Here is a 21,224-nt window from a genome sequence, read left to right on the forward strand (position 1 = left end):
CAACGCAAGGAGAGCCCGTGCTCGCCGCCTGGTACTTCTGTTCCTGCCTTGGTCTCACCATCCGACAGAGCGCCGACTATCTGGACATCGTCGAGATCCTGCGCTCGAAGAAGAGTCGCCCGGACCATCTGGCCGCCGCCGTCGAGAAACTGGTGGAGTGCGAGCCCGCCCTGCGTCTGCACGGCCTCGTGCACGTCCTCACGGCGCCCCGACGCGCGGACTTCGGCCCCGACGCACTGTCCGCCGCCGCCAGACTCTGCGACGGACTCGCCGAGTGGGCCGCCCCCGCCGAGCCGGAAGCCAGACAGGCGCTGGGCGGGCTGCTCAAGGAAGCCCTGGCCGCCTCCCGTGAACGGGGCTTCGTCGAACGGGTCGAGGAGGTGCTGCGAGGCTGCCGGCCTCGAGCGGCCGCCGCGACGGAAGCCGTCCCCTACCAGGATCCCGGCGCCACCGTCCGGGAAACCCTCGCGCTGACTCTCCTGGTGGCAGCCGTCCCCGAAGGAGCGGCGGACGTCGCCGCGCTCTGCGTGGACCAGGACCGCCCGGACGTCGTCACCCAGGCCTTGGCGAACCGGCTGGGCCGACTGCCCCTGCTGCTCGCGGTCGACGCGGCACTCGCCTCCTCCCACGAGGAGATGGGCGACATGGTGCGCGGGGTGCTCCAGCGGGCGGGCAGGGGCTCGGCAGACCTCGAACCCGATCTCCTGGCAGCGCTCGCCCGGTCGTGGTTCCCCCCTTCCTCGGCGGAGCAGGACGTCCTGGGCACCACCGACCGGGAGGTCTGGAACCCCCCGGACCCGGAGGCCCTGGCGGAACGGTTCGAGAACGAGTTGGGCACCGGACTGCTCCTTCGGAGCTGGGCCGGAAGAGGAGGCGGTGCCCGAGCGAGGCGCTCGACACGTGGTGAGGTGCTCGCCCGGCTGGGCTGCGAGTCCGACCGCATCGCTCCCGAGCGGGTGACCACCGCACTGTGGCAACTCTCCCTGTGGGAGGCCTTTGCCGAACACGATCCGGTGCGGGCCTTGGAGTCGGCGGCGCGATGGTGGGGCGCACCCGCGAAGCACCAGAAGCGGACCCTGCCTCAGGGCGAGCTCGCAGTCCTCGCGTCCATGCTGGCGACCGACTCGGAGCGGCAGACGGCGGTCGAGTGGATCGGCACCATGACCAGGGGAGGGTTCCCCCGGAGAGCGGAACCCCAGGTCACCGGACGCGACGATCCGGACGGCGTCCCGCCGTACGCGGTCTGCTCGCCATGGGTGTGGCGGGGCCACAACCGCTTCTCGCTGGCCCGTCACGAAGAGGACACGTGGTACGACGGGTGGGACGATCTCGACGTGCTGCGTATGACGGCGCTGGCCCCGGTGGCGGTACGGCTTCTGCGCGAGGCAGAGGCCCCGGACTCCCGGTCGTCACTGACAGACCCCGCCGTGGCTTTCCTGTTCCACGCCAAGGATGTGTTCACCGATCCGCGCCACCGCCACTTCCTCGATGCGCTGCGCACCGAGTCGTATCCCAAGAACCTCACGGTCCGACCGCCTCTGGCGGCTCTGGTCCAGCACGCCCATCTCACCGTGGGACGTGCCGGCCGCGGCCTGTACCCCGAGATCCCGGCGTCGCGGTTCGCTGACTTTCTCGTGGGCGGTCCCGGCGACACCGGCGGAACCCTCGACGAAGGGCAGTGGAACCGCTTGTTCTCGCGCCCCGCTCTCAACGCCGCGCGGGACTGGATCAACGATTCCGCGTCCGGTGCCCGACGCGACGGCGACGACGGAAGGAACGGGGTCGGCTGGTTCGACGGTGGTGTCCCCCCGGCGCGCCGGGTATTGACGGCAGCTGTCGGGCGGCTTCTCCCCCTGGACCGGCACGAGGACGCCAAGAATCTGAAGAAGGCGGAGGAGAAGGGCTCCACCGCGCCGCGCACGTACACCTCCAGCACGCCCTTCCTGATGTCGCTCGCCGGGGACTTCTCCCTGGACCTCGTACCGGCGGCCCGCGACGAGATCGACCGGGACTGGATGACGCCCTCCCGGCTGGAGCAGTTGCTCGCCAACTACCGGCACAGGAGAGAGATTTCCGAAAGGAACAACAGAACGGCACGGCCGGGACTCATCCCGGAGACCCTGCTGGTGGCCGACCGTTACCCCGTACAGCAGTGGCGGAAGTACCAGGAGGCCATCGCCGAACTCGTGCCCGATCCGTACGACCCGCAGCACTGGGGGCGCAGCCGGGAGACGTTCGACGGGTTCCTGGTGACGATGGGTGCCAGCCCGCTGACGCTGCAGACGCTGCGGCTGGCCGCGCTGCTGGAGGCGGACAGCCTGGCCGACGTTCCCGAGAGTGAGGAGTGGTTCAGTTCCTGGCGGCGGATGATGGACGCCATCACCCATCGCAAGCACCTCGGCCGGGGCATCCGCAGGGTGGCCCTGGAGATGTTCCGCACCCCCGACCACGGCGTCGATGCCCAGGACCGGGTCACGGGCGTGCTGGAGCGCGTCGTCGACAACATCGTCGCCTTCAGCGCGGAAGCCCCGCGCTACTACCAATTACTGCTCTCCGAAGAGGCGTTGAGACCCGGGCCGCAATCCGTGAATCCGCTTCCGGCCGAAGGCATGAACCGATTGCGCAAGCGGGCTGTGGAAGCCGTCCGGCGACGTCAATGGCACGCGGACCGTACGCTCGAGCCGACGACCGGCCCGTGGCAGGTCATCGAGCAACGCCGGGCCCGCGCCCAGATCGACGCCGAGGTGCGCGCCTTCGTCGCCGCCTCGGCCGACATCAGCCTGACGTCCGACCCGGGGCAGACCTTGGGGCAGGTCTTCGTCCGGGCGTGGGAGCAGCACGCGCTGAGCCCCGAACAGCAGCCCGGAGACGCGCAGTCGGATCCCCGGCTCGTCGTCTCGAAGGGCCTACGGCACCGGACCGGGGAGCCGTGGCACGGCCTCGCGCCGTGGAGACTGCGCCCCACGCCGGCCGGACAGGCCGCCGACCGGCCCACCGACCTCGTCCCGCTCTCCCCGAGCGAACGCCGCGACCTCCTCGCCGCCTGGCGGGTGAACCCGGTGCAGCGTCCGGTGCTCGGCATGGTCGCCGCGCGTGACGACGCGCTCGGCGGCGTGCAGATCAACTGGGGCGGTGGATCACCGGTGACCGCGGAGGACCGCGGGCGGCTCCGGGTCGGCGACCCCTGCGTGGTCCACGTGCTGTGGGACGAAGGGGACCAGATCTGGCGGCAGGCGCGAGGCGACACGGCCGTGCCCACCGGCCGCGCCGACCCGGTGGACGGCGAAGTGCGCGCCGCCCGGGTGACGTACGACGCCGGTCGGCCGCGGGTCGTGGTGGACGGGGTCGCCGGCGACGTGCTCCACGGCGATCCCGTCGCCGCCGCGCGCTGGGAACCCGACCTCTCGCAGATGGTCCCCGGACGCACGGTCCCTTCCTCTCACGTGCCCTCGGAGACCCTCGCCCGACGGGACACCGCCACGGGGTGCTGGCTGCCCGTCGACCGCTCGCTGACGGAACTCGTCGCGAACGACCTTCCCTACCGGACACCGGAGGACCGGCCCGCCGGGGTGCTGGTCTACGCGGGTGAGGGAGAACCGGACGGCTGGGGACAGCACGGCACGCGGCGCTTCTCGACCGTCGCCGGCCGGACCTACCTGCTGCGGGCCGACGACTGGCAGGACCCCGAAGCACTCGCGACCGCACTCGTCCCGCCGAGGCGCGGGGCGCACGCGGCCGGCCTCGACGAGGCACAGGCCGCGGAGCAGGAGCCGGCACCCGTACCCGGGATGCTCGTCTACGTGGCGCTGGGCGGGGGCGCCGATCGACGGCTGACGCTGCTCCAGGACCCGCCGGAGGGAGCACAGGCGCGCTGGCCGGGCCTCGCCCTGGGCACCTGCCGGGACACCCGCAACCCGGACTGGCTGGGCCTCTTCGACGAGCCGGAGTCCCGGCCGTGGCGGGCCACGATCGACAGCGGTGAGCACGGTGACACTCAGGCCCCCGGTACGACCCCCCTCTGGCGGGTCCGGGTCGACGACGTCACCGGCTATCCCGCGGGTGCGGGATTCCCGTCCTCGGTGGTCGTCACGGGACTCGAGGAAGGCGAGGGCACGGAACGGGTGTTCCGGCCACGGCCCTGGGACGAACGGGCTGCCCGGGCCGCGACGGTGACCGGGGACCTGGTGCGGGTCGAGTTCGTCGAGGACGCGGACCGTCCCCCCACCGGAGCGCGCTTCGACGAGTTCTGGCGTGTCGAGCGCGATGATGTGTTCCCCGTCCGGTCGCTGGGCCGTTCCGGCTCGCGCGGTCCGACGATCCCGGCCCGTGCGGGTGCCGGATTCCCCGTCCGGCTGGACCGTTCCGGGCTCGTCCTGGAGGAGACACAGGTCGCCGGGCTCATGGTCAAGGTCGAGTGGGTCGGCCCCGCGCCGGCACGGCCCGACCGGGACGTGGTGCCCCTCCCCGAGAAGGAGCTGGCTGCCCGCGCCGGGGAGGACGCGTTTCCGCTCGGCGAAGCCGAGGGTGTCGTCGTCCGACTGGCAGGTCCCGCCGATGGGGCCATCGCCTCGTACGGCGTCTGGCTGCGATCACCGGGGGAGCAGCCGCAGCTCTGCACGCTGCCCGCCACGGCCTTCCTGACAGAGGTGACCGACATCGGCACCACTTTTCGCGGAACGCGCGCGCAGGACGGCTGGCTCTTCACCCCCCGCCAGGTGTCCGGCACCCCGCTCTACCAGCTCAGTGAGGCGCCGACGGAGCCTGGGGATCCATGGCGGTTCCAGGCCCTCGTCCGGCGCCCGGGACACCCGGATCTCGCGCTGTACACCCGGGGGCACGCGGGCGACGTGCTCATGGCCCCGCCCCCGGCCCGGCCTTCCCGCGCCGCCCGGATCACCGTGCACACCGCACTTGGTGCGCGCTCCGTCGGGGCCGGCGAGGTGTCCCTCTCCTTCGTCCTCGCCCGGCTCGGCGCCTCCCACGTGGTGGGCACCCTGCCCGTCCATGTGACCGGAAAGAGCGCCGTCACCGGCAAGGCGGTGGTGACCGGTGCGTACTTCGTCCTCACCTCCGACGGCCGGCCCGCGGAAGGGGCGGGAGGCACGGGCCTCATCGGGTTCCGCCGATGCTTCGACGTGAGCGCCGGCACCCGGTCCGCTCCTCGGAACACCTCGCCCCGACCGCGTACCCGGGAGGATCTCTGGCGCCTGGCGTTCGAGGAAGGCAGACCCCGCACCGAGAGTGGTGAGATCCGGAACGGCATGCTGCATGTGGCCGGGCACGCCATCCCCCTGCTCCCGGGTGACGCTCCCCTGGTCAGGGCCGTCCGCTATCCCCACGAGGACGTCAGGGCGCGGATCGTCGTGGAGGACGGCGTCCTCATGGCTTCGAGCGCTCAGGTGCCGTCCCTGGACGCCGCCGGATTCGCCCAGTACCTGGCCGAGACGGCGTCCGCGCGGGGCGGGCGTACCTATCGCCTGAGCCATCTGCACTACGTGAAGGCCGACCGGCAGGGTGGTGAGACGCGGTACCTCTTCGAGTGGGGACGCGGACACACGGTCCTGCTGCGCGCGGCGGAACTCACCTGCGGTGGCCGGCCCTGCGGCGAGCCCTTCCCGCTCTACCACGGGGACCGACTGGCGGCCGTGCGGGTCCACCCGGCGTCCGGCTCCTCAGGCGTCACGCTGGATTTCCGCAGGGACGACATTCGTATCCAGTCGGGTACCCGGGTCTACGGCGAGGCACGCGACGACCGTCTCGTTCACCAGATCACCCTCTTCGCCGACCCCCGCACGGGCGTCGTCCGAGTCAGGCGGGTCCGGCTGACGCCGCGCTACGGCACTCGGGCCGAGGAGTCGTTCCAGGACGCGCCGATCGCCGCCCACCTCACCAGAGCCGACCAGGAGAAGGTGCTGCGGCTGCTGGGCGACAGCGCCGCGGCGACGGAACTGAGCGTGCTGGCCCGCTTCGACCAGCGCGAGTACGAGAGAAGCGAGGGCAAGAGGCGCACCTTCCGCTACGAGGAGCCCGGTTTCGTCGGCGCGGGAGACTCCGGCGACCAGATCTTCATGGTCGCCGTCGGTATCGCGCGCGATGCCGACGGCACGTACCTCACCCTGAGGCTGCCTGACTCGGTACGGCAGGCCGATGGCACGGACCTGGCCGTGCGCGTGGACGCGCCCGACTTCTCCGTGCGGCCGAACCTCCTCGACCGGATCTACGACGAGACGCGTTCCGCCGGCGTGGACGACGGGGCGGGACTCGGGTACGAGGGCGCCGTCTTCCTGGTCGAGGTACGACAGGGCGAGACGCCCGGCAGCTGGCTGGGGCGGCTCACCTCCGTCCCTCCGAGGGAGGCAGGGGCGCTGGTCAGCGCGGTGCGGCACGCCGGAGGCTCACTGCTCGCCGTGGTCGCGGACTCCCAGGGGAGCAAGGTCGAGGTCGTACCTGGCGTCGTCTTCGAACTGCCCGAGGAGTCCCGCAAGCACGCGAGCAGAGTGGGAGTGGGTGCCGTGGTCCGGCTCTCCGCGCGCGCCGGAAGAGGCCTGCACGTCGGGCTGGCCCAGCGAGCGGACCGCGACTACCTGCCCGGTGGCGGGCGAGGGCGTGCCGCGCTCGTCGGGAAGACGGGGGGCGGACGGAACGACACCGGGGAATCCCTCCGCGCCGACGGTCTGCCCGCTCTGTCCGTCAGAGCGGCCACGCAGTTGACAAACCGTCTGCGACGGTCCGATCTCCCTCAGATCGCTCGTCTCGCGCCCCACCGTGCCGGGGCAGGGGAGACAGTGGCCTCCAGTCCCAGCGGCGTGCGGGCCGCGAGGGTCGACACCCGGGGCACGACGCCGTTCATGCGGCCCGTGCCGCTCGGCGCGACGGGCGCGCCGGAGGAGGGGCCGATCCCCTGGTCCCGGCTCAGCTTCGCCGACGGCACCGCGGAGGACATCGCCGCGCGGTGCAGGGACGGACGCCGCTACGACGACCTGGAGACCGGTGCCACGCGCCGCGCCCGGTGGCAGGCCCCCTCGTTCTTCGACGTCGACGACAACGGCGACTGGACACTGCGCTACCGGCGCGAAGGGCTGCTGAGGAACTTCGCCCTTCCTCCGACCGCACTGACGGAGGCGGTGAGACCTGTCGGTCCTGCCTGGTACACCGTGGCCGGCCCGGCCCGGTACGCCTCGGGGACCGCCTACGGTCTGTGGCTCGAACTCGCCCCCGGCCGCGTCGTCGAGGTGAGCGGCCACCTGGTCACGGGACCTCACGGACACCCCTTGGCCGACCTCGCCTGGGATCGCTTCGGCCCTGGCGACCAAGTGCGCCTCGATGTGGTCCAAGGCGCTTCCGCCGCGCCCCGGGAGCTCCGGCTGCTGGACTGGCGCCCCGGCCCGCGGGCGGCTTGGTCGGCCGCAGCCGACCGCCGCGTGTGGCTGCCGGTCCGCCCCGTGAGCGAGGGGAACGGAGTCGAACTGGGCGCGGGGCACTTCCGTTGCCGGTATCCGCTGTCCGACGCCACGTCCTGCTTCGCCCCGGGCGGCTTGCTGCACGCGGCCGCGGCGGCTGTCCTGGACTGCTCCACCAACACACTGGTCGCCGCCCCCGACACGGGGCCGGCCGCCGGTGACTGCGCCCTGCTCGGCCTCGGTCCGGACGGTGCTCCCACCCTCCTCGGGCTGGAACATCGGCGTGTCGAGCTGAGCGAAGCCCCCGAGGGATGGCCCGGCGGAGACTGGCTGCGCAGCCTGCTCGTCCGGCGGCCGGCCACAGTGCTGGGCAGGCTCGGTTCTCTTCCGGTGACCGTGGAGCGCTGGTCGGAGCGATCCGTCACCGTGTCACGACGGCTCCAGCCCGAGGGGACCCTGCACGACCGGGCGATCATGCTCTGCACCGGACTGATCGAGATCGACGGTGATCTCCTGGTGCGCTGCGGCGGAGCCCTGCATCGGCTCTCTCCGAGCGAGACGATCCCCGGGCTGCCCGACGAGTTGACCACCGAAGCGGCCCTGTTCCTGAGCGATCCGGTACAGCCTCGCAAGGGCGAGGACGCGCAGGGTGGGCGGCTGTGGTGCCGTACGCACGCGCCGGGCGTTCCCGACGGGGAGACCACCATCGGACTGGTGCTGCGCGTCGGGCTGTCGGTGTCCGGGGCCCCCGCCCTCCGGGACGAACCGCTCGTGACACCTCGCGGGGTGCTGGCTCCGCCTCACGGGCCGCCGCACGGGCTGCTCGTGGAGGACGACCAGGACCACCGCTGGCACTGGCTGCCCGCCGAGCGGGCATCGTGGCTGCCCGACCCCACGGCCGGGGAGCTGCGCACCGCACTCGTCGACCATGGACGATCCCTCCGGGTGCGGTGCATGCCGGACGGCACCGTGTCGGTGGTGGACGTACGGGAGGTGGAACGCACCCGGCTCGGTCTGCGACCGGGCTCCCGGATCCGCGTCGAGGCGGCGGGCCACCGCGAGTCCGCGGGCAAGGGACCCCGGGCGGCGGTGGCCCGGGTACTGCCGACCGGCGTCCTCGTGCAGCTGCGCCCCGAAGCGTACGACGAGACGAACGACAGGAAGAAGGGCCGCAGAGGGAGCGGCGGCGGGCAGCAACACACCTTGTTGTACTGCGAGGTGGAGCGGATGGACGTCGAGCCGGGCCGCTGCGCGGTCCACGTCGTGCGGGTCGGTGCCCGCCGCCTCAGGGTGGACCTTCCGAAGCGCCTCGCCCAGGTTTCGGCGACCACCGTCGCGGCTGAACAGACTTCCCTCGCCACGCGCTACGCCGACACACCGCTCGTGTCCACCGCGGTACTTCTGTCCCAGGCACCTGACATGCCGCTTTCGCCCGAGGCCCGGCAGGAACTGCGGCGGTGGCTGACGGACCACGGCGAGGCCGCGTACCACCTCCGGCCGGATCCGGAGACGCCAGGGACGTGTCCGGATCTGGAACTGACGGACACCCTGGCCGCCCTTCTGATGATGGAGCGGCACGGTCGCGGCAGCGCGCTGCACGCCCAGGGAGCGGTTCTGCTCGCGCACCATCTGGGGCTGCGTGCCACCCGCTCCCTCCACGTGGAGCCGCTGGTGAGAACGTGGGCATCGCACGAGCGGCTCCAGGCCGACGCGCGCCTCAGGGTCCTCCAGTTCTCCGCCGAGATGACCGACAAGCAGCTTGCCGAGGCCCGAGCCTTCGGGAACGGTCTGCTCGGTCAGACCGATGGCAGGGCCGGCGCGCACCCCGACGCGCCCGTCGCTCGGGCCGTGCTCGCGGCCGTGGGGGAACTTCCGCCCGGAGAGGATCTGACGGAAGGCGCCATGGTGCTGTCCTCGCTCGCGGCTCTGGGCAGGGCTTTGCACCCGCCCGAGGGCGAGGCCACGGCGCAGTCCGAACTCACCGCGGGGCAGCGAAACCTGTTGTGGATCTCGCTGCGCAAGACCCTCAGCGTCCCCATCCCGCTCCTCGCCCACGCCGCAACCTCGTCCGAAACCCAGCTTCGCCTCGCTCGCATGGTCCTTGAGGAGGGCGTCGAACAAGTCCACTGAGTCCACGGCCGTAGATGAGCGCGGAATGCGAACGCGAATGTGAATGCGAACGGCGGCGGGGGTCGGCGGGTCGTGTGCGGGGGCGGCACGCGACCCGGGCCCGAGGGTGTTCGGATCTCCGTACGAGTGGGCAGGGCGCGATTCCGGTCACGGCTGGATTCCGCCGAACGGGGGGTTGTGCGGACGTCGCCCTTCCCCTCCGTTCCGTGCTCCCGCCACCCTTGTCGAGTTCCGGCCACACCTTCTCGGCCTGTCGTGCGAAGGCTGATACCAGAGTGGGTCCCGTCTACGGGTAAGTTTGCCAACTGCGCACCGCACATGAACGGTTGACGTCTACAGTGGGTGGTTGGTGATCATCGGTAGCCTCGTCAGACCCACGTAAGACACCCCCGTCGTACGCCGCATCCTGGGCACGTACCAAGGACACTCATGTCTCAACTTCGCGCACCCGCCGCGCGGTCCGAACGCCGTGAGGGCGGGCGGCACGGCCGGTCAGGCGCCCGTTCCGCTTCCGGTGCGGGAGCCCCCCCACCCGCGCAGCACACCGCGCCGCTCCCGACGGAAGCCCGCATACGCCCCCAACTCCTGCGCACCTCCGTGCTTCCCGCCGTCGCGGTCGCACTCGGTGGCGCCGCCGCCGTCCTCTTCACGCTCCGGTCCACCGGAGCGAGCCCCACTCCCGGCCTCTGGGCCGCGCTGACGGGTGCCGCGGCCCTCACGGTCGCCTCCATCACCGCAGCGGCGCTCGGCGCCGACCGGGCGGCCAAGTCCGTCCTCGACCGCTGCAACGCCCTGCGCCGCTCCAGCGCGCGCGCCCAGAGCGAACTGCGTACGGTCGTCGAACAGTTGCGCAGGGGTGAGGGTGCCCCGGAGCGTCCGGTCACGCTGCCCACGGTGGCCTCCGGAGACGAGTTCGACCTGCTCGCACAGGAGCTGAACCGCTCGCACGAGGCGGCAGTGGCCGCCGTGGTGCAGGCCTCCAGGCTCTCCAGCAGCGTCGGCAACGAACAGAAGGTCGAGGTCTTCGTCAACCTCGCCCGTCGTCTCCAGTCCCTCGTGCACCGCGAGATCCAGCTGCTCGACGAGCTGGAGAACGAGGTCGAGGACCCCGAGCTGCTCAAGGGCCTGTTCCACGTCGACCACCTGGCCACCCGCATCCGCCGCCACGCGGAGAACCTCGCCGTGCTCGGTGGCGCCATCTCCCGCCGCCAGTGGTCGAATCCGGTCACCATGACCGAGGTACTGCGCTCCTCCATCGCGGAGGTCGAGCAGTACCCGCGCGTGAAACTGGTGCCGCCGATCGACGGTACGCTCCGGGGCCATGCCGTGGCCGACGTCATCCACCTGCTCGCCGAACTCGTCGAGAACGCGACGGTGTTCTCCGCGCCGCACACCACGGTGCTGCTGCGCGCCCAGTACGTCACCGCCGGCCTCGCCATCGAGGTCGAGGACCGCGGCCTGGGCATGCCGGTCACCGAGCAGAACAAGATGAACGCGCTCCTCGCCGACCCCGACCAGGTGAACGTGGCCCACCTTCTCCAGGACGGCCGTATCGGACTCTTCGTCGTCTCCGCGCTCGCCCGCCGTCACGGCATCGCGGTACGGCTCCAGTCCAACATCTACGGCGGAGTCCAGGCCGTCCTCGTGCTGCCCCAGGGCCTCCTGGGGGCCGACCCCGAAGGCCTCGCGCGCAGCGCGAACCAGACGGCCCAGATCCAGCAGGTTCCCCAGGCCCCGCAGGTGCAGCAGGCGCAGCAGTCCCCTCAGGTCCCGCAGGGCCGGCAGCCACACCAGCCGCCTCAGGTCCCACAGGCACCCCGGGCGCCGCACGTTCCGCACCGGCCGCAGGCCGTCCCGCCCCCGGCCGTCCACGGGGTCCCCACCGCTCCGGCACCGGCCGCCCCGCCCGTTCACACCCACGGGACGGTGCCCGCCACGCACCCACCCGCGCCCGTACGGGCCGCGGCCCCCGGGGTCGAGCACGCTTCGGCCGAACCCCCGCACCGACCGCTCACGTACACCACCTCCGCCCCCGCGATCCCCCTGCAGCAGGCGGAGACCATGGAGCGCGCCCAGCCCCCGGGCCGCCCGCTGCTTCCCAAGCGGCGTGCCCAGGAGCACCTCGTCCCGCAGCTGCGCGACGAGCCGGTGGCGCGCAGGCCCGAGGAGCACGCCCTGCACGACCCGGGTCTGATGGCCGCGTTCCAGCGCGGCATCGGACTCGCGGAATCCCAGCCCTCCCCCCAAGAACCGCCGCGTCCCGGTGACGCGCACAAGGAGTAGATGCACCATGGCGAGCAATGTGCCGAACGGCCATTCCTCGGATCTCGACTGGCTGCTGAGCGGTCTGGTCCAGCGGGTCCCGTACACGCGGAACGCGGTCCTGCTCTCCTCCGACGGCCTGGTCAAGTCGGTCCACGGCCTCGACACGGACGCCGCCGACCACATGGCCGCGCTGGCCTCCGGGCTGTACTCGCTCGGCCGCAGCGCGGGCGCCCGGTTCGGCGACGGGGGTGAGGTGCGACAGGTGGTGGTCGAGCTGGACTCGACGCTGCTGTTCGTCTCCACCGCCGGTTCCGGCACATGTCTGGCGGTCCTCGCCGGGCGTGAGGCGGACGCCGCCGTCCTCGGATACGAGATGGCGATGCTGGTCAAGAGCGTACGGCCGTATCTCGTCACTCCCGCCAGACAGGCGGCGGGCGCGGCGGGCAGCACGGGACAGTGAGCGCGGTGTCCCCCCAGGAGGGGCCCTGGCTCGACGACGCGGCGGGCCGGCTGATCCGTCCGTACACCGTCAGCGGTGGCCGGACCCAGCCGACCACCGCCCTGGACCTCCTCTCCCTGGTGATGGCGACCGGCTCCTCCCCGCAGCCGCACATGGGTCCCGAACACAGCCTGGCCCTCGGGCTGTGCGACGGACCCACCTCGGTGGCGGAGATCGCGGCGCATCTGCGATTACCCGCCGTCGTCACCAAGGTCCTGCTCTCCGACCTCGTGGACTGCGGGGCGCTGACCGCCCGCGCGCCCCGCTTCCACGCCAACCCAACCGACCGTTCCTTGCTGGAGGCAGTGCTCGATGGCCTACGACAACGGCTCTGAGCGCCACGAGAGCTTCGCGACCGACCCGTTCCCCACCGCGCTCAAGATCCTGGTGGCGGGCGGTTTCGGCGTGGGCAAGACCACCTTCGTGGGCGCGGTCAGCGAGATCGAACCGCTGAGCACCGAGGAGCTGCTGACCCAGGTCAGCGCGGGCACCGACAGTCTGGAGGGCGTGGAGTCCAAGACCACGACCACCGTCGCCATGGACTTCGGCCGCATCACCCTCGACGACAGGAACGTGCTGTACCTGTTCGGCACCCCGGGCCAGGAGCGCTTCTGGTTCATGTGGGACGAGCTCTCCGAGGGTGCCCTCGGAGCCGTCGTCCTCGCCGACACCCGCCGCCTCCAGGACTGCTTCTCCGCCGTCGACTTCTTCGAACGCCGAGGCATCGGGTTCGTGATCGCGGTCAACGAGTTCGACGGCGCCTACCGCTACGAGCCCGACGAGGTCAGGGCCGCCCTCGACCTCAAGCCCGAGGTGCCCGTGGTGCTCTGCGACGCGCGGATCTCCAGCGCCGGCATCCGCACCCTCGTCACCCTCGTCCAGCATCTGCTCACCACCATCCCGGCCCCCGTGCCGAGCTACGGAGCACCGTCATGACCTACGACCCGACCGGTCATCTGCTGCTGACCCCCGTCGACCAGGAGGCACCCGCGCGTGTGCGGCGGCTGCGGGAACTGGGTCTCGGGGAGCGAGCGGAGCCCGCGTTCGACGAGTTCGCCCAGCGGCTCGCGGAGGTGACCGGCGCCCCCTTCTCGATGGTCAACTTCATCGACGAGCACCGGCAGTTCTTCGCCGGACTGCACACGCCGACGGGCACGCACAGCGGAAGCGACCTCAACGCGGCGGCCGGCGGGAACGTGGGCCGGTACATGGACCGCGACCACGGCTACTGCCCGCACGTGGTGGTGCGCCGCAAGGCGCTGGTCCTGGAGGACGTCTGCGACTACCCGCGGTTCGCGGGGAACCCCGTCGTGGACGAGATCGGCATCCGCTCGTACATGGGTGCGCCGCTGATCGACCGTACGGGGATAGCGCTGGGCACGATCTGCGTGGTCGACACGGACGTACGTCCGTGGGGCCGGGCCGGTCTGGAGACCATCAAGTCGCTCGCGGCGGAGCTGGTGGAGCAGATCCACCGTCGAGAGGACGGCCTGATCTGAGCCCGCGTGGCGTGCTGGGCGGGGACGACCGTGCCGAAACGATGGCGCCCCGGGACGGCTCTCAGAGGAGCCGTGCCGGGGCGCTTCTGTGTCTGTGATCGTCGGTCATGCGTGCACGGGCTCCAGTTTGAGCAGGTCCGCGAGACGCTCCGACCAACTCCCCTTGTCCTGGCCGAGAGCGACCTCGGCGAGGCGCAGCAGCTGGATGTCGGAGGTGCCGGCCGGGGCGAAGATGTGGTGCGCGTCGCGGAGGTAGCGCTCGATCGGCCGGTCCGTGAAGAGCCCGGCGGCCGCGTGGATCTCCATGGCGTTGCGGCCGGAATCGATCGCCGACTCGACGTTCACCAGCTTGGCGTTCATCAACTCGGCGTCGCAGGAGAGCCCTTGGTCGAGCAGATGGACGGCGTGGTACGCGGCGAGCCGGGCCGTCATGAGCCGCGACTGCATCTGACCGAGCTTCAGCTTGACCGTCGGCAGGTGGTGCAGGGGCTTGCCGTAGCGGTGGCGCTCCGCACAGAACCGGGTCGTCTCCTCCAGGATCGCCTGGTGGATGCCGAGCGAGACCGCGGTGAGGTTGGCCCGGCCGTACAGCACGCTGGAGGAGTACGCGACGGACAGGCCGTCGCCCTCGTCGCCGAGCCGGTTGGCCGCAGGCACCCGGCAGTTCTCGAAGAAGAGCTCGCCGAAGCTGAAGCCGTGCAGGCCCATCGCGGCCTGCTGGGGGCCGATCCTGAAGCCGGGGCGATCGGATTCGACCAGGAAGGCCGTCAGTCCCTTCGACCCCGGACCGGTCCTGACCACGACGCCGTGCAGATGACCGACGTGGCTGTTGCCCACGAAGACCTTGCTGCCGTTGAGGACATAGTCGTCGCCGTCGCGGACCGCGGTCGCGCTCATCCCGAGTACATGACCGCCCGACTCGGGCTCGGTGACCGCGATCGTCGGCAGGCACTCGCCGGCGGCGATGGCCGGAAGCCAGGTCTTGCGCTGCTCGTCGCTGCCGAAATGGACGATCTTCGCGGTGCCGAGCTGGGACGCCTGCACCATGGCACCCATCGCGCCGCTGACGCGCGAGAGTTCCTCGATGATGATGGTCTTCGCCAGATGACCGGCGCCCATGCCGCCGTACTCCTGGCCGATCGTGGCGCCGAGCCAGCCCTGCTCGCAGATCAGCCGGGACAGTTCGTGGTGCACGGACCGGGAGGCTTCCATCTCGGCTATCCGCGGCCGGACCTCACGCTCTGCAAAGTCCCTTACCTGCGCTCGGAGTTGATGATGAAGTCGACTGCTGAAATAGCTGTCCACGCGAGTCCTCCCCTGCTGTCACCTGCTCGATCGATTGTTCGAGCAGATCGTGCATCGGCGGTGGTCCCGTCCCGAACAGGCCGACACTTCATGGTGTTGATCTTTACGGGGCGGAGCAATATCGCCACCGAGTTTGTCTCAAACCGGAGTGGTTGACGCCAGCAACTGACTGTGTTTCGGAGGGAGTTGACCTGTTCGAGTCGGTCACCAGGGCATTCCCCGTGGGCATCTTTCTGCCACATGCCAAGGGCAAACCGGTCGAGGGCATATGGCCTTGAGGGGGTCGGTGTCGCCCCATCCGCCACCTGTTCACCACAGGGTCGGCATCTCGGAAGCGTCCCGATATGCGGACGGGGCCGGAATCGTGCGGCCGGGTGCGCGCGAACCCTCGGGACGGCGGGCGGCGGGCGGCGTACGAGTGCACTGGGCGGCGCCGGGGCGCGCTACAGGGAGTGAGGGGGGCGTGCTCCGGCGCATGCGCGGCCGATCGGCGCCGTCGCGGTCGGCGGACGGGTGTCGCTGTCAGCGGGGCGTCGGTGTCAACGGGGTGTCGGTGTCAGTGGGGCGTCGTACGGTCGACGTATGGCCACCGCCGACGACGTACGCCGTATCGCGCTCTCGCTGCCCGGGGCGTTCGAGAAGCTCGCCTGGGGCATGCCCACCTTCCGGGCGGGCCAGGGCGGCAAGATCTTCGCCTCGCTGGACGACGACGACCAGGCGATGGGGGTGAAATGCCCCAAGGAGGAGCGTGCGGAACTGCTCGCCGCCGAGCCCGCCAAGTTCTTCATCCGGGAGGGCCACGACGACGGCTACGCCTGGATACGTGTCCGGATCGGCGCCCTTGACGACGAGGACGAGCTCCGCGCCATCCTGGCCGATTCCTGGCGCCAGGCCGCCCCGCGCCGGCTGCGGGACCAGTACCCGGAGGTCGGTGTGCCACCGGAGGCGGGGTGAGGGCGGAGACGGGGTGAGGGCCGGAGGTCCCTTGGATTCACTCGGGTCGCCCTGGACCCACTCGGGTCGCTCAGAGTTCGAGAAAGGCCGAGATGCGCTCGCGCAGCCCGGCCGGATCGAGGCCCTGCCCCGCGACGTGCTCGTCGAGTGTGCCGTAGCGGCGCAGCTCCCGGCGGGCGACACCGAGCCCGAGGACCCGGTGCGGGCGGGCGGAGAGGGCGTCGTTGGCGGCGGCGGTCGACGTACCGGCCAGGTACGGCTCCACCAGGACGACGTCCGGCCGCGCCCCGTCGACCGCCCGGCGCAGGCCCTCGGCGTCGAAGGGCCGCACGGTGGTGGTGTAGAGGACCGTCACGTCGAGTCCCTCGGTCGCGGCGAGCACGTTGTCGAGTAGGGGCCCGACGGCGACGACCACGCCCGCACGGCCCTCGCGGACCGTGCTGAAGCCGGGGGCGACGGGGCGGGCGGCGCTGTTGGACTGGAGGGAGAGCCGGACGTAGTCGAGGCCGTCGCCCGCGGCCGCCTGTCGCAGGAGGGCCTCCGCCTCGTCCGGGTGGCCGGGGACGTGGATCGCCCAGCCGTCGAGGGTGTCGAGCAGGGCGACGTCGCCGGGCGCCATATGCGTGAGACCGCCGGCCGGCCAGTCGTAGGAGGCGCCCGCGCTCACCAGTACACCGCCCACACCCTGGTGCCCGAAGTCCAGCTTGATCTGCTCGAAGGGCCGCTCGACCAGGAAGCTGGCGAACGTGTGCAGCACCGGCCGCATCCCGGCGAGCGCGAGCCCGCCACCCGCGCCGATCAGCAGCTGCTCGCGGATCCCGACATTGATCACCCGGTCCGGATGGCGCCGTTCGGCCTCCCGGAATCCGTCCATGCTGATCTCGGCGAGGACGAGCGCGAGACGCGGGTCCGCGTCGAGCAGGCGGCCGGTGGTCGCGATGAAGCGGTCACGCATCGTGTCCATGTGAGGGGCTCCTTCTTCGTTCTTTCTTGGTCTCGGGCGGCTGATCAGGCGTTCTTGGGTTCGACGCGGGCGACGACGGCGTGCGGGCGTCCGGGGTGGGGTGCGGTGTAGGCGGCGTACAGCGCCTCGTGGTCCCGCCCGTCGACGGTCGCGGCGGACCAGCCGGCGGCCTCGAACCGCGAGGCGATCCCGCCGGGCCAGCCATGGGTGGCGGAGCCGTTGTCGATCACGAGCGTGTGCAGCCGCTCCAGGCCCACGGACCCGGCGTACGCGATGGCCTCGTGGTTGCTGCCCTCGTCCAGCTCGGCGTCCCCGATGAGCACCCACACCCGCGCCTCGGGGACCCCGCGCGCCCGCAGCCCGAGCGCGCTCCCGACGGCGAGCGGCAGCCCGTGCCCCAGCGACCCGCTGCCGATCTCGGCACCGGGCACGAGGGTCCGGTCGGGGTGGTGCCCGAGGGGCGAGTCGTACGAGCCGAAGCCTGTGAGCAGCTCCTCGGGGAAGAAGCCCTTGGCGGCGAGGACGGCGTAGTACGCCATGGGCCCGTGCCCCTTCGACAGCAGGAACCGGTCCCGGTCCGCCCGCTCCACGGTCTCGGGCGACACCCGCAGCACCCGGTCGTAGAGCACCCAGAGCGCGTCGAGGGTGGAGGTGGCGGCGGGCGAGTGCTTCTCGTCGCCGGTCATCAGGCCCATGAGGCCGTGGAGCCGGTCGATGTCCGTGTTCGTCATGCCACCCACGGTGCAACCTCAAGCTTGCTTGAGGTCAACCCGTAAAGCGGTTCGTGACCACCCATGGAAGTGCGGTATTGTTCTCATGCGCGTTCGGCCGGGGGAAACCCCAGGTCAGACGGGCACCGGGACGTGGCGCAGCTTGGTAGCGCACTTGACTGGGGGTCAAGGGGTCGCAGGTTCAAATCCTGTCGTCCCGACTTTTCGAAGTCGCAGGGTCGAGGGGCCGTTTCAGAGCAATCTGAAACGGCCCCTCGATCGTTCTTGCGACCCGGAACATCTGCGGCCTAGGAGAGGGCACTGTCGGCGGTGGGCAGGATCTGTTCGGCCCAGATGACCTTGCCTTCCGGTGTGTACCGGGTGCCCCAGTGCTCGCTGAGCTGGGCCACCAGGAACAGTCCGCGGCCGCCCTCGTCCGTGGTGGCGGCGTACCGCAGATGCGGGGCGGTACTGCTGCCGTCCCACACCTCGCAGGTCAGAGTGCGGTCGCGCAACAGACGAACGCGAACTGGCGCGGCGGCGTACCGTATGGCGTTGGTGATGAGCTCACTGAGGATCAGTTCTGTCGTGAAGGCGAGTTCCTGCAGCCCCCACGCCTCGAGTTGCTCGGCCGCGAGGCCGCGTATGGCGCCGACCTCGCTCGGGTCGAACGGTACGTCCCACTCCGCGACCTGGCCGGGGCCCAGAGTCCGTGTCCGGGCGATGAGCAGCGCGACGTCGTCGGCCGGCCGGCCGGGGAGCAGGGCGTCGAGTACGGCGCGGCGGCTGGCTTGCGGGTCTCGGTCGGGGTGGCTCAGCGCCGTGCGCAGCATTTCCACGCCGACTGAAATGTCCCGGCTCCGCTCCTCGACCAGACCGTCGGTGTACAGGACCAGCTGACTGCCTTCCGCCAGGTGCAGTTCCATGGTCTCGAACGGCATGCCTCCCAACCCCAGCGGAGGGCCGGCCGGCAGTTCCGAGATGGTGGTCGTGCCGTCCGGGGCGACCACAAGCGGTGGCATGTGCCCTGCCCGCGCCATGGTGCAGTTCTGGGAGACCGGGTCGTAGACGGCGTACAGGCAGGTCGCGCCCATGACACCGCTGTCCGAGGGCGCGCTGTCGCCTTCCTGGTCCATGCGCTGGACGAGGTTGTCGAGACGGGCGAGGAGTTCGTCGGGCGGGAGATCCAAGGAGGAGAAGTTGTGCACGGCCGTGCGCAGCCGCCCCATGGTGGCCGCGGCGTGCAGGCCGTGCCCTACGACGTCTCCGACGACGAGCCCGACGCGACTGCCCGGCAGCGGGATCACGTCGAACCAGTCCCCGCCTACTCCGGACTGGGCGGGTTGGTAGAAGTGCGCGACGTCCACCGCGCTCTGCTCGGGCAGATCCTGCGGCAGCAGGCTGCGCTGGAGCGTCACGGCGAGATTGTGTTCGCGGGTGTAGCGGCGGGCGTTGTCCATGGTGACCGCGGCGCGGCCGACAAGCTCCTCGGCCAGGGACAGGTCGTCCTCGTCGAACGGTTCCGGCTTCTGCGAGCGCCAGAAGTTGACCACACCGAGCACGACGCCCCTGGCCTTCAGCGGAGCGGCGATGAGTGAGTGGATCCCGTAGCCGATGATCGCCGATGTCCGCGGCGCGTCCTGCGCGTGCCATCCCGGCGCATCATGGAGATCGGGCACGAGTTCGGCTGTGCCCGTGCCGTATCCGCGGGCCTGCGGCGTGGACGGCAGGAATGCGATCAGGCTACCGAGCGGATACAGAGGGTGATCGGAGCGGATGCCGCTGACCGCCGTACGCCGCATGTCGGCGCCCGGGCCGGGCTCGTCGCCCTTCAGTACCGGGTCGGCCAGGTCGACCGTGACGAAGTCCGCGAACTGGGGAACGGCGGCGTCGGCCAGTTCCTCGGCGGTGTGGACCACGTCGAGGGTGCTGCCGATGTCACCCCCGGCGTCGTACAGCAGCTTGAGCCGCTTGCGGGCCGTCTCCGCCCGGCTGCTCAGGAGCTGCATCTCGGTGGAGTCGCGGATGGTGACCGCCGAGCCCTGCGGGCGCGTGGGCCGCTGATTGACCACGAGCAGCCGGTCCCCGGCCTCCAGTACCTCGTCGGTGGCCACCCGGCCGGACAGCAGCAGTTCCGCCATGCGGCGATCCATGCCGACCTCGTCGACGGGGCGCCCTTCGGCGTCGTCCGGCAGGCCGAGCAGCCGTCCGGCCTCGTCGTTCGCCAGGAGTAGTCGTCCTTCGCCGTCCGTGATCAGCACTCCTTCGCGGACGGAGTGGAGCACCGCGTCGTGGTGCTCGTACATGCGGGTCATCTCCTGCGTGCCGAGCCCGTGGGTCTGGCGGCGCAGTCTTCGGCTGATCAGCGCCGTGCCGACGGTGGCCAGAGCCAGACCGACGGCGATGGCCAGGAGGATGACCGGAAGCTGACGGTCGGCGACGCCGGTCACGCTCTCCACCGTCAGACCTGCCGAGACCAGGGCGACGACCTCACCCTGGGGCGAGGTGACCGGGACGATCGCCTGGATCTCCTTGCCGAGCGGCCCCTCCACACTCTCGGTGTGCACTTGGCCGGCGAGTGAGGGCTCGATCGTGCCGACGAACCGCTCGCCGATGCGGTCGGGCTGGGGGTGGCTGTAGCGGATACCGTTCGTGTCCATCACCACGATGAAGTCCACGCCTGCGTCCTTGCGTGTCTCCTCGGCGAGGGGCTGCAGGATCGCGGACGGGTCCGGCGACCTCAGCGCTTCCTGCAGGCCCAGGGAGTTCGCGAAGGTCTGAGCCACGGAAACCGACCGGTTGCGCGCTTCACGCTCGATGTCGTACCGCGACTGCAGCACCAGGGCCAGCAGGGCCCCGGCGGCGAGCAGCACCACGATCGCCACCTGAAGGACGAATACCTGTCCGGCGACGCTTCCGAATCTTCTTCCTAGGTTCGACCGCACCGGTACGCCGGGCACGAGAGAGGAGACGGGCTCACAACCCCAGTTGTAGCACCTCCCCGCGACCGGGGCTCCCGGCGTTCACGGTACGCATCCGGGCAGGGACACAAGGTTCCCATCGCTGTGGGTGAGGGGGATGGGTGCTGATCCATGATCTGGAAGGCGAGGGGCGCCCAGGTCGAGGTGCTCGCTCTCCCGGCCGCGGGGCAATGCGTCGGGTCCGGCCCAGGAAGGCGGTGACGTCCGGCCTCCAGGCGCGGAGCAGAGCGGTGCATCAACTTCCGCGGCCGGCGAGCGGTCATGCGACGCCGGTGATGATCTCCCAGCCAGTGCTGAGTTGTCCGTCGGCGAGTTGGGTGAAGATGCCGTTGGTGTCGGTGCGGCCGGTGGCGATGATGCCGTTGTCGGAGCGGTAGAACTGGAGTTCGCGGCCAAGGGCGTTGATGTGGCTCCAGCCGTCGCTGAGTTGTCCGTCGGCGAGTTGGGTGAAGATGCCGTTGGTGTCGGTGCGGCCGGTGGCGATGATGCCGTTGTCGGAGCGGTAGAACTGGAGTTC

Annotated in this window: 12 protein-coding genes and 1 tRNA gene; 8 read left to right on the top strand and 5 right to left on the bottom strand. The window is 71.1% G+C overall.

The window, feature by feature from the left end; all coding sequences use genetic code 11:
• Positions 1-17: 17 nt before the first annotated feature.
• From ACF09C_RS07225 to ACF09C_RS07250, 6 genes are all read left to right on the top strand, one after another.
• A complete protein-coding gene (locus tag ACF09C_RS07225; RefSeq protein WP_392089667.1) occupies positions 18-9,530 on the top strand; it encodes a hypothetical protein in 9,513 nt (3,170 codons plus the stop codon).
• Between the two features lie 429 nt (positions 9,531-9,959).
• Entirely contained in the window at positions 9,960-11,813 is a 1,854-nt protein-coding gene (locus ACF09C_RS07230; RefSeq protein ID WP_392089669.1) for a sensor histidine kinase, read from the top strand.
• A 7-nt stretch (positions 11,814-11,820) separates the two neighbouring features.
• The gene (locus ACF09C_RS07235) at positions 11,821-12,255 is read left to right on the top strand and encodes a roadblock/LC7 domain-containing protein (RefSeq protein ID WP_215071982.1); all 435 of its coding nucleotides are present in this window, start codon (positions 11,821-11,823) and stop codon (positions 12,253-12,255) included.
• Positions 12,256-12,260: 5 nt separating this feature from the next.
• Complete coding sequence (locus ACF09C_RS07240; RefSeq protein WP_392089673.1) at positions 12,261-12,629, top strand: DUF742 domain-containing protein; 369 nt, start codon at positions 12,261-12,263, stop codon at positions 12,627-12,629.
• The gene (locus ACF09C_RS07245; protein ID WP_392089675.1) at positions 12,607-13,230 is read left to right on the top strand and encodes an ATP/GTP-binding protein; all 624 of its coding nucleotides are present in this window, start codon (positions 12,607-12,609) and stop codon (positions 13,228-13,230) included. The genes ACF09C_RS07240 and ACF09C_RS07245 overlap by 23 nt, the downstream gene beginning before the upstream one ends.
• Positions 13,227-13,793, top strand: coding sequence for a GAF domain-containing protein (locus ACF09C_RS07250; RefSeq protein WP_392089677.1), 567 nt, complete (start codon positions 13,227-13,229; stop codon positions 13,791-13,793). Before ACF09C_RS07245 ends, ACF09C_RS07250 begins: the two co-directional genes overlap by 4 nt.
• Before the next feature lie 105 nt (positions 13,794-13,898).
• Here ACF09C_RS07250 and ACF09C_RS07255 read toward each other — a convergent pair whose 3' ends face one another.
• Positions 13,899-15,098 carry an acyl-CoA dehydrogenase family protein gene (locus ACF09C_RS07255; RefSeq protein ID WP_392089679.1) on the bottom strand — a complete coding sequence of 400 codons (1,200 nt, stop codon included), beginning with the start codon at positions 15,096-15,098 and terminating at the stop codon, positions 13,899-13,901.
• Positions 15,099-15,680: 582 nt separating this feature from the next.
• Between ACF09C_RS07255 and ACF09C_RS07260 the strand changes: the two genes are divergently transcribed.
• Positions 15,681-16,052 (top strand): MmcQ/YjbR family DNA-binding protein, encoded by a 372-nt coding sequence (locus ACF09C_RS07260; RefSeq protein ID WP_392089681.1) that lies wholly within the window; start codon positions 15,681-15,683, stop codon positions 16,050-16,052.
• 70 nt (positions 16,053-16,122) lie between these two features.
• Here the strand turns inward: ACF09C_RS07260 and ACF09C_RS07265 are convergent, their stop codons facing one another.
• The gene (locus ACF09C_RS07265; RefSeq protein ID WP_392089683.1) at positions 16,123-17,016 is read right to left on the bottom strand and encodes a transketolase family protein; all 894 of its coding nucleotides are present in this window, start codon (positions 17,014-17,016) and stop codon (positions 16,123-16,125) included.
• Positions 17,017-17,060: 44 nt separating this feature from the next.
• Positions 17,061-17,747 (bottom strand): transketolase, encoded by a 687-nt coding sequence (locus ACF09C_RS07270; protein ID WP_392089685.1) that lies wholly within the window; start codon positions 17,745-17,747, stop codon positions 17,061-17,063.
• A gap of 126 nt (positions 17,748-17,873) precedes the next feature.
• Here ACF09C_RS07270 and ACF09C_RS07275 point away from each other — a divergent pair.
• A tRNA-Pro gene (locus ACF09C_RS07275) sits at positions 17,874-17,947 on the top strand.
• A gap of 87 nt (positions 17,948-18,034) precedes the next feature.
• On the opposite strand, the gene ACF09C_RS07280 is transcribed toward ACF09C_RS07275, so the two are convergent.
• Positions 18,035-20,611, bottom strand: coding sequence for a SpoIIE family protein phosphatase (locus tag ACF09C_RS07280; RefSeq protein ID WP_392089687.1), 2,577 nt, complete (start codon positions 20,609-20,611; stop codon positions 18,035-18,037).
• Between the two features lie 355 nt (positions 20,612-20,966).
• Positions 20,967-21,224: hypothetical protein (locus ACF09C_RS07285; protein WP_392089688.1), on the bottom strand; the 258-nt coding region annotated here is incomplete at its 5' end.

Source organism: Streptomyces sp. NPDC014870 (assembly GCF_043081505.1).
In the GTDB taxonomy this organism is placed as follows: domain Bacteria; phylum Actinomycetota; class Actinomycetes; order Streptomycetales; family Streptomycetaceae; genus Streptomyces.